Origin of the sequence: Alkalibacillus haloalkaliphilus C5, assembly GCF_000269905.1 — a bacterium.
In the GTDB taxonomy this organism is placed as follows: domain Bacteria; phylum Bacillota; class Bacilli; order Bacillales; family Alkalibacillaceae; genus Alkalibacillus; species Alkalibacillus haloalkaliphilus_A.
The window spans coordinates 1-9,887 of sequence record NZ_AKIF01000110.1 but is presented as its reverse complement, the minus strand read 5'-3'; the positions used below and the strand labels follow the sequence as shown (position 1 = coordinate 9,887).

The 9,887-nt window shown below is 37.0% G+C and carries 8 protein-coding genes and 1 pseudogene; 7 read left to right on the top strand and 2 right to left on the bottom strand.

The annotated features are described in order from the left end of the window. The 7 genes and pseudogenes from A194_RS0111430 to A194_RS0111395 all read left to right on the top strand — a co-directional run. A partial coding sequence (locus tag A194_RS0111430; protein WP_017186977.1) for an ATP-binding protein occupies nt 1-659 on the top strand: 659 nt, incomplete at its 5' end. Nucleotides 660-671: 12 nt separating this feature from the next. Then, nucleotides 672-884 (top strand): acetyl-CoA carboxylase biotin carboxyl carrier protein subunit, encoded by a 213-nt coding sequence (locus tag A194_RS0111425; RefSeq protein ID WP_017186976.1) that lies wholly within the window; start codon nt 672-674, stop codon nt 882-884. A 30-nt stretch (nt 885-914) separates the two neighbouring features. Further along, on the top strand, nt 915-1,814 hold the full coding sequence (locus A194_RS0111420; RefSeq protein ID WP_017186975.1) for a hydroxymethylglutaryl-CoA lyase: 900 nt from the start codon (nt 915-917) through the stop codon (nt 1,812-1,814). A gap of 15 nt (nt 1,815-1,829) precedes the next feature. Beyond that, a complete protein-coding gene (locus A194_RS0111415) occupies nt 1,830-2,609 on the top strand; it encodes an enoyl-CoA hydratase-related protein (RefSeq protein ID WP_017186974.1) in 780 nt (259 codons plus the stop codon). 16 nt (nt 2,610-2,625) lie between these two features. Next, nucleotides 2,626-4,155 carry an acyl-CoA carboxylase subunit beta gene (locus A194_RS0111410; protein WP_017186973.1) on the top strand — a complete coding sequence of 510 codons (1,530 nt, stop codon included), beginning with the start codon at nt 2,626-2,628 and terminating at the stop codon, nt 4,153-4,155. A 126-nt stretch (nt 4,156-4,281) separates the two neighbouring features. Then, nucleotides 4,282-5,930: pseudogene (locus A194_RS18260) on the top strand (FAD-binding dehydrogenase). 339 nt (nt 5,931-6,269) lie between these two features. After that, nucleotides 6,270-6,905 carry a zinc dependent phospholipase C family protein gene (locus A194_RS0111395; RefSeq protein ID WP_017186970.1) on the top strand — a complete coding sequence of 212 codons (636 nt, stop codon included), beginning with the start codon at nt 6,270-6,272 and terminating at the stop codon, nt 6,903-6,905. A 39-nt stretch (nt 6,906-6,944) separates the two neighbouring features. On the opposite strand, the gene A194_RS0111390 is transcribed toward A194_RS0111395, so the two are convergent. Together A194_RS0111390 and fosM are read right to left on the bottom strand one after the other, a co-directional pair. Further along, entirely contained in the window at nt 6,945-8,891 is a 1,947-nt protein-coding gene (locus A194_RS0111390) for an AMP-binding protein (RefSeq protein WP_017186969.1), read from the bottom strand. Nucleotides 8,892-9,387: 496 nt separating this feature from the next. Next, complete coding sequence (fosM, locus tag A194_RS0111385; RefSeq protein ID WP_017186968.1) at nt 9,388-9,810, bottom strand: FosM family fosfomycin resistance protein; 423 nt, start codon at nt 9,808-9,810, stop codon at nt 9,388-9,390. Between the last annotated feature and the right edge of the window lie 77 nt (nt 9,811-9,887).

Here is a 9,887-nt window from a genome sequence, read left to right as displayed (position 1 = left end):
GTTCAATTCAAAGAAGGCATCAAAAGATAATTGAAGAAGCTCCTTCACCTCTTTTGACAGAAGAGACTCGACAAGAAATGGGTGAAGCGGGTGTGAGAGCAGCCAAAGCAATTAACTATAAAAACGCTGGAACGATTGAGTTTCTAGTTGATGAAGATCAAAACTTCTATTTTCTAGAAATGAACACACGTCTTCAAGTCGAACACCCCGTTACAGAACAAATTACAGGTGTCGACCTTGTTGAAGAACAACTTAAAATTGCTTATGGAGAAAAGCTATCATTCTCTCAAGAAGATTTACAGATTAACGGGCATGCCATTGAAGCTAGAATTTATGCTGAAGACCCGAAGACATTTTTCCCATCACCTGGTCAAATAACAGCCTTTAATCCACCAGTTGGAACTAACATTCGTCATGATATAGGTGTTAACAGCCAGTATAAAGTAACGCCTTATTACGACCCAATGGTTGCTAAATTAATTGCATTCGGCAATTCTCGTGCTGAAACAATTGAACACTTAAAAGAAGCATTGAATGATTACGAAGTAGAGGGCATTAAAACGAATATCCCATTTTTAATTGATGTAACCCAATCACCTGCATTTCAAAAAGGTGATACGAGGACATCGTTTATCCAAGAATTTATGATTAAACAATAGGAGGAAGTTAAAATGACAGAAGTAAAAGCAAACATGGCAGGAAACGTATGGAAAGTATTAGTGAGTGAAGGTGACACAGTGGACTCAAGTCAAGATATTGTTATTTTAGAATCGATGAAAATGGAGATTCCAATCGCTGCTGAAGCAAGTGGTACGGTTAAGGAATTAAAAGTTAAAGAAGAAGATTTCGTTAATGAAGGCGACGTTATTGCCATTATTGAATAAACAGTATGACTATAAAGGAGTACTGACTATATGAATCGATCGAAACAAGTACAAATAAAAGAAGTCGGTCCAAGAGACGGCTTGCAAAATGAAAAGAAAGAAATCGCAACAGAAGATAAAATCGAATGGATTAATCGAATGTCAGAAAGCGGACTTTCATATATCGAGATCACCTCATTTGTTCATCCGAAGTGGATTCCTCAATTAAAAGATGCTGTTGAGGTAGCTCAATCGATTGAACGAAAAGATGGGGTAACGTATGCTGCTTTAGTTCCGAACATGAAAGGTTTAGAACGTGCGATTGAAGCTGAAGTAGATGAAGTATCCATTTTCATGTCTGCTAGCGAATCGCACAATAAAAACAATATTAACAAATCAATTTCTGAAACTTACCCTGTCTTAAAAGAAGTAGTCGATGAGGCTAAAAAGGCCGGTAAATCTGTACGAGGTTACGTTTCTACAGTGTTCGGCTGTCCTTATGAAGGCAATGTCGATGAACACCAAGTAATCGATGTCTGTGACAATCTTTTTAATATGGGCATCGACGAATTGTCGATTGGTGATACGATCGGGGTAGCTAATCCAGTTCAAGTCGAGCATGTGTTAGGTGAGTTTGAAAAACATTTCTCAAAAGAGCAACTCGCTTTACATTTTCATGATACGCGCGGTATGGCTTTAGCTAATACTGTTGTAGCACTTCAGCTCGGCTATCATATTTTTGATAGTGCATTAGGTGGTTTAGGCGGCTGTCCTTATGCGAAAGGGGCTTCTGGAAATGTTGCAACAGACGACTTAGCCCATATGCTTCAGCAAATGGGGCTAGAACAATCGATTGACCTTTATAAACTTCAAGAAGCAGCTCAATTTATAGAATCAAAACTAGACCAACCTTTACCGAGTAAACAAATGGGTATTTCAAGAAGGTTGTAAGAAGGACGTGATGTTTTGAGCACTGTTCAGTTTGAGATGATTGATGATTACATTGGGAAGTTAACGTTAAATAGGCCTGAAGCGGCTAACGCTTTTTCCAAACAGTTAATGCAAGATTTTAACGAACAACTTGATTCAATTGAACAACACGAAACATTAAGAGCATTAATTATTACAGCCAATGGTGAAAAAGCTTTTTGTGCAGGAGCTGACTTAAAAGAAAGACGCACAATGACACAAGACCAAGTCGTTGAAACAGTCGGGCAAATTGGCTCACTTGTCACACGTGTAGCAAACTTAAAAGTTCCAACGATTGCAGCTATTAACGGTGCTACATTCGGAGGTGGCTTAGAGCTAACATTAGGTTGTGACATCCGTATTGCAAGCACAAACGCCAAAATGGGACTAACTGAAACGTCTTTAGCGATTATTCCTGGCGCAGGTGGAACACAACGTTTAGTACGCTTAATCGGTTTAGCTAAAGCAAAATATTATATTTTAACTGCTAAACGTTTCGATAGTTATGAAGGAGAACGAATTGGTTTAATTGAAAAAGTCGTCGAACTTACAGAACTACAAGGCGAAGCTTTACAGATTGCTAATCAAATAGCTTCAAATGGACCTGTTGGCGTTCAAATGGCTAAACAAGCGATTGATGAAGGTTTAGACCATGACATTGAAACTGGATTGAAATTAGAAAGAGAAAAATACTTAAATACGATTCCAACTAAAGATCGCTTAGAAGCATTAGAAGCTTTTAAAGAGAAGCGAAAACCAATCTTTACTGGTAAGTAGAAAGGGTGACCATAACATGGCATTTGAAGAACAACACCAAGCGATTCGCGATCGAATAGAAAAAGGTGGTGCGGAAAAGTACCACGAAAAGAATGCTGAAAAAGGTAAAATGTTCGTTCGTGACCGTTTAAAGATGTTATTAGATGAAGATTTAAACGTAGAAGATGCATTTTTTGCAAACTGTGTTGATGAATCGTTACCAGCAGACGGTGTCGTCACAGGTTTAGGAAAAATTAACGGTGAGACCGTCGCGATTATGGCGAATGATTCCACTGTAAAAGCTGGCTCTTGGGGCGCACTTACGGTTGAAAAAATCATTCGAATCCAAGAAACGGCAATGAAACTAGAAGTCCCAATGCTGTACTTAGTTGACTCAGCAGGTGCACGTATTACAGATCAAATTGACATGTTCCCAAACCGGCGTGGAGCAGGTCGTATTTTCTATAATCAAGTAAAAATGTCAGGGCGAGTACCACAAGTTTGTTTATTATTTGGTCCATCTGCAGCTGGTGGTGCCTACATACCAGCCTTTTGTGACATCGTAGTAATGGTTGATGGCAATGCCTCGATGTACTTAGGCTCTCCACGAATGGCTGAGAAAGTAATCGGAGAAAAAGTGTCACTTGAAGAAATGGGCGGTGCACAAATGCATTGTTCAGTATCAGGTGTTGGAGATGTTTTAGTTAAAAGTGAGCAGGAAGCAATTGAATATGCTCAAAAATATTTAACATACTTCCCACAAAACTTTAGAACGCAACCACCTGAAAAAGAAACGATCGATCCTGGTCAATTTGATAAAACGATTAGCGACTTAATTCCAGAAAATCAAAATGCTCCGTTTGATATGTATGAGTTAATCAATCGTTTGATTGATAACGATAGTTTCTGTGAAATAAAGCGAGAGTTTGCAAAAGAGTTGATTACTGGGTTAGCGAGAATTGATGGTAAATCAGTTGGGATCATTGCGAACCAACCACGTATGAAAGGTGGCGTATTGTTCCATGACTCAGCAGATAAAGCAGCAAAGTTTATTCAACTGTGTGATGCGTTTAACATTCCGCTTGTCTTCTTAGCTGACATTCCAGGCTTCATGATTGGAACGAAGGTTGAACGTGCTGGTATTATTCGTCATGGAGCGAAAATGATTTCAGCTATGAGTGAAGTAACCGTACCGAAGATTTGTGTCGTCGTAAGAAAAGCTTATGGCGCGGGACTATATGCGATGGCAGGACCAGCTTTTGATCCCGACGTAACGATAGCACTTCCTACAGCGCAAATTGCTGTTATGGGACCTGAAGCTGCCGTTAACGCTGTATATGCTAATAAAATTGCTGAACTACCGGAAGAAGAGCGCCCGGCATTCATTAAAGAGAAACAAGAGGAATATAAAGAGAACATTGATATTTACAGACTAGCTTCTGAAATGATTGTTGATGATATCGTGCAGCCAAATAACTTAAGAGATGTATTGACACAAAGACTCGATATCTATCAATCTAAAAACTTAACATTTACTGAACGAAAACACGGTGTTTATCCTGTGTAATAACTTCAATGCAGCATGGCTTAGCAATTCGTACTAAGTCATGCTGTTTTATTTACTAATTTAAGTCAACGAGGCATTCAAGTTTATTATATTTATAATATGTAAACTTATGATTGGAGGATTAATATGTCATATGATGCGATTGTTATTGGTGCAGGTCTTTCTGCCTAGTTACGACGGCTGAGATTGCTAATAGTGGTAAAACAGTATTATTACTTGATCAAGAACCCGAAACCTCATTCGGTGGACAAGCTTGGTGGTCTTTTGGTGGGCTATTTTTAATAGATTCACCTGAACAGCGCAAAATGGGGATTAAAGATTCACTAGAATTAGCCGAACAAGATTGGTTCGGCTCCGCTAACTTTGACAGAGAAGGTGAAGATTACTGGGGAAAGCAATGGGCAAAAGCTTACTTACAATTTGCTGCTACCGAAAAAAGAGACTGGTTAAGGCGACTAGGGATTAGTTTGTTCCCTGTCGTTGGTTGGGCAGAGAGAGGCGGATATTTAGCAGAAGGTCACGGCAACTCGGTTCCTCGATTTCACATCGTTTGGGGAACTGGCCCTGGCATTGTAGAACCTTTTGAAAAGCTAGTTAAAAAGTTTATCGCCGGTGGATTGGTTACATATAAACCACGGCATCAAGTTGATCAATTAATGATCAACGGCCAAGTCGCAACCGGAGTTAAAGGCTCTATATTAAAAGATGATCATGATAAACGTGGTGAGAAAAGCTCTCGAGAAGTCGTGGGTAATTTTGAATATGAAGCAGAACATATCGTAGTTGCGAGTGGTGGCGTAGGGGCCAACTTCGACCTAATCAGAAAAAATTGGCCAAAACGGTTAGGCAATCCACCTAAAAATATGATTTCAGGTGTTCCTGATTACGTCGATGGACGCATGATTACTATTGCTGAAGAATCAGGGGCAAACATTGCAAATAAAGATCGTATGTGGCATTACACCGAAGGAATTAAAAACTGGAACCCCGTTTGGTCTCATCACGGTATTCGTATATTACCTGGACCATCATCCATTTGGTTAGATGCAGAAGGAAATCGCTTCCCTGCACCAAACTTCCCTGGTTTTGATACACTTGGAACGCTTGAGTCGATCATGAAAACGGGTTATGATTATTCATGGTTTATTTTAACGCAAAAAATTATTGAAAAAGAATTTGCTCTTTCGGGATCTGAACAAAATCCTGATTTAACTGGAAAAAGTATTAGACAACTGCTAAAACGAGTGTTACCAGGAGCACCAGGACCTGTTGAAGCCTTCAAATCTAAAGGTGAAGACTTTATTGTAGCTGATCAATTATCTGATTTAGTTAGTGAAATGAATGAATTAACAGGAGAAAATCTACTTGATGAAGAACATATACGTAAACAGATTGAAGCTCGTGACCGCGAAATAAACAACAAATTCACTAAAGACTTACAAATTACTGCTCTTAGAGGTTCACGATTTTATAAAGGAGATAAGTTAATCCGCACAGCTAAACCGCACCAAATTTTAGAAGAGAAGAATGGACCATTAATTGCTGTACGATTAAACATACTAAGTAGAAAGACGCTTGGTGGCCTGCAAACTGACTTATCAGGTACCGTGTTAGGCCAAAACGGTGAACCGATTAAAGGATTATACGCAGTAGGAGAAGCATCTGGATTTGGTGGCGGTGGGATTCACGGTTACCGTGCATTAGAAGGAACGTTTTTAGGTGGCTGTTTATTCACAGGAAAAATCGTCGGAAGAACAATTGGTAGTTATAGTTAACTATAACTATATTATGTAAACCTTACTAAAAACCTACGATAGAATGGATAGAGGACCATGGTTCATTTACTCATTATATTAGGCTTTGTATTGATTTCTTTCTTTATTATTCTTTCACAAACAATACTTAAAGCTAAAAATGATTACAATTTTATGTTCTTTAATAGCTTGTTTTACATTAGTTTAATGACCGCGATCATTGGGCTAATAGGCATCATCTTAAATGTTGGTGTCATTAACTTTCACTTATTATTTGGTGTTAGCGTGATTGTTTTTGTTGGTTCAGTATTAAGTATGTTCACTTCAGTTTTTTTCTACAAATAGAGAGGAGTTATCATTTTGGGCTCTCGTATTATGCACTTAGTCATAGCAAATCGTATTTTGGAAAATGTCGACGTTTTTGACCGTACAGCTTTTTTACTCGGAGGAATAGCTCCTGATGCTGTATCACCAAAAGAAAAATCACATTTCTATAGTGGCGAACATCACAATTATACTAGAATTATTGATTATGAAGCGTTTTATAATAAATATAACTTATTATTCGATGAAGACTATATTAAAGGATACTACACTCATCTCATTGCTGACGATCTATGGTTACAAGGGTTTTATTTACCATGGTTAAAAAATCGTATGGAAGCAGATGAACAATTGTTTAAAGCATATCATCGAGATTTTTGGTTCTTAAATGCAAAATTAATAGAATACTATGGTTACCAAGAGGAGTTAATCGATACATTGAATTCGAACCTTCCGCAAATAATCGACCTAGAAGAAGTCAAACAACAACATGTGATCGATTTTACAAACTATGTATTAGATGATTTACATTTTGACAGCCAAAATATCAATGAAAAACTTGAAGTATTTACTTTACAACAAATCGTCGGTTATATTGAAACATCAATTGAACAAGCACTCTATCGATTAAATCAACACCAGATCATCACAAAACATAATAATAACTATTAGAAAAGACGCTTGGAAATTTTTGATCCAAGCGTCTTATTATTAGTTTTGCACTTTACCAATATCACGAATTTGATCAACGACGTGTGGATTCTCTAAAGCTGATAGATCGCCAGCGTCTTTATTTAAATAGGCTGACTTAATAGCACGGCGCATCACTTTAGCATTTCGTGTTTTCGGTAGATCTTCAATAATATGCACAGTTCTCGGTGCTATTGCTTTTCCTAGACGATTTATAGCATGATCAATTAGCTCGTTTTTCAAAGCCTGTTCATTATTTGGAACACCTTTCGTCACAACAAATGCAATCGGCTTTTCACCTTTAACTTCATCAGGAATGCCAATCACACCAGCTTCCACAACCGATTCGTGTTCAACAAAAATCGATTCAATTTCAGCTGGCCCTAAACGTTTACCAGCTACGTTTAACGTATCATCAGAACGGCCAGTGATCGTATAAAAACCTTCATCGTCATGAATAACCCAATCTCCATGGACCCATGTATCTTTAAATCGGTTCCAATACGTGTTCTCATAACGTTCATTTTCTTTGTAGAATGCGTTTGTCATACCGACCCACGGCTGTTTCAGAACTAATTCGCCAACTTCGCTTTCAACGCGGTTTCCATCTTCGTCATAAACATCAACATCCATACCTGGTAAAGCAGCATTAAAGCCAACTGGCGCAATTGGTTTGACTAATACATTACCAAAAATACCGCCTGAAACCTCTGTACCACCTGAATAGTTGAAGATTGGAATCTCTTTACGACATACTTTTTCGAACAGCCACATCCAAGGCTCTTCATTCCAAGGTTCACCTGTTGAGCCAATCAACTTTAATGATGATAAGTCATGTTGTGTTACATATGATTCATCTAACGTCATGAGTGTACGAATTAACGTTGGCGCGATCCCTAAATGGGTGACTTGATGTTTCTCAACAATCTCCCAAATACGATTAGGCTTAGGGAAGGTAGGGGTACCTTCGAACATTAATATTGTCGCACCATTTAAAAGCCCGCCGTATACTAAGAATGGTCCCATCATCCAACCCATATCAGTATACCAAAACAGTGTATCACCAGGAGATACATCCATTGTAATACCCGCATCAAAAGCAGACTTTAATGGGAAGCCATTATGAGTATGAAGAGCACCTTTAGGCTTACCAGTCGTACCTGACGTATAAATGATCATATAAGGATCATTGCCATTCGTTTTCACTGATTTGAAATCTGCATTTGTAGATACTAACTCAGACCACGTAACGTCTTTAGTATCATCCCATGTGACATCAGTACCTAAATGTTCGACCATAAACACTTTCTCAATTGATGGCGATTCATTAACAGCAATTGTCGCTTCATTTTTTAAATTAACAGGTTTACCACCACGGCTGAAACCATCAGCTGTAATTAAATATTTAGCTTCAGCAGCGTTCATACGTGTTGAAATTGCTTCTGATTTGTAACCAGAGAAAGCAGGAGAGAAGACTGCGCCAATTTTAGAGATCGCTAACATTGCAATCGTCGCCTCTGGAATCATCGGCATATAAATCGTAAAAATGTCACCTTGTTTAGCACCATGATTAATTAAACCATTCGCTACACGGTTCACTTCTTCATCTAGCTTTTTAAACGTGTATGTTACCGTATCACCAGCGTCACTTTCCCATATAAGAGCGTTTTGATCTCTGAACTTCGGATCTAATGCCCATTTTTCTACAGCATTATAAGCCACGTTTAATTGGCCATTAACAAACCATTCTGGGTACACCACGCCATTAGATAAATCTAACGTTTGATCATAGTCTTTAAACCAATTAATATCTAATTCCTTAATCGATTCATGCCAAAATTCAGCAATGTCATGAACACTATAATTATGAAACTCATTATAATTGTCAAAACCTAAACGGTTCATAAATTGATAAAGTCGTGTTTGTTTTAAAGCGTTTTCATCAGGAAACCAAACTGCTTTCGTCATATAAGGGATCACTCCGATTCATATAGATTGATTTGCTTGAAAATTATAATATCTATAGTCAATTATAACGTAGAACATAAGGAGTGAGAAGGTAATACGTGTAATCGGTTACAAAAAAAGAGTGTTAAAAACGTAAAATAGGACAACATACAAGATCATTAGATTAATAGGAATAATACAGAACTACACATAGAATATTTAAATAAGACAAATTACATAGGTAAAATGCAAAAAATAATTTTCTATAACGATATGTAACTTATAAATAATGATTAAGTTGGCAACAAAACAAGTAAAGATAAACAGGCTATAAATACTGTCACAGCAACGTTTAGAGTAGGATTAATGAGACTTGATGCTACTTTTAAAATCAATCATTAACTTGGTATAATCGATGTTATGTAAACCTAAATATAAAATTTAATAATGGTAAATACATATTTTTGATGTCTTTTAAGTATTTACCATCATCATTCATATATAATTTTTTGTTATTTTAATCATAGAACTCCATATGTGGTTTTTCTGCTTTATAAAAATCCATTCTGTCTTTTAAAGTTCCGGTATGAAATTCGAACTTATGACCATCAGGATCTGTAAAATAAATTGATTTTTTATCTTTTTTATTTCTTTCGCGTCCAGGTAAAACATTAACATTCAATCTTTTTAATTTGTTGTAGAAAAGATCAAAGTCTGTTTCATCAATTGATAATGCAATATGCGTATATGATTCGTTTATTTCATGACGTGGTATATTTTTTTCTACATTAAGAGCAATCCAAATCCCGTTCATGTCAAAATAAGCAGTATTTTTTCCTTTAACTAATAACTTTGCATCCAATACTTCTTTATAAAAATCAATTGATTTCTCTAAGTCAGACACAGAAAATAGTAAATGATTGATTCCCTTAATCTTCACTTGATCACCTCTAATTGGTAAAACCGAATTAACCTTTCATTTAAAACTTTATTTTTAACCCTCCCTCCCCCTTTTCT

What these genes read in the sequence shown, in the direction of transcription:
- A194_RS0111425 (WP_017186976.1), top strand. Translation starts at nt 672, where the DNA reads ATGACAGAAGTAAAAGCAAACATGGCAGGAAACGTATGGAAAGTATTA.
- A194_RS0111410 (WP_017186973.1), top strand. Translation starts at nt 2,626, where the DNA reads ATGGCATTTGAAGAACAACACCAAGCGATTCGCGATCGAATAGAAAAA.
- A194_RS0111420 (WP_017186975.1), top strand. Translation starts at nt 915, where the DNA reads ATGAATCGATCGAAACAAGTACAAATAAAAGAAGTCGGTCCAAGAGAC.
- A194_RS0111390 (WP_017186969.1), bottom strand. Translation starts at nt 8,891, where the DNA reads ATGACGAAAGCAGTTTGGTTTCCTGATGAAAACGCTTTAAAACAAACA.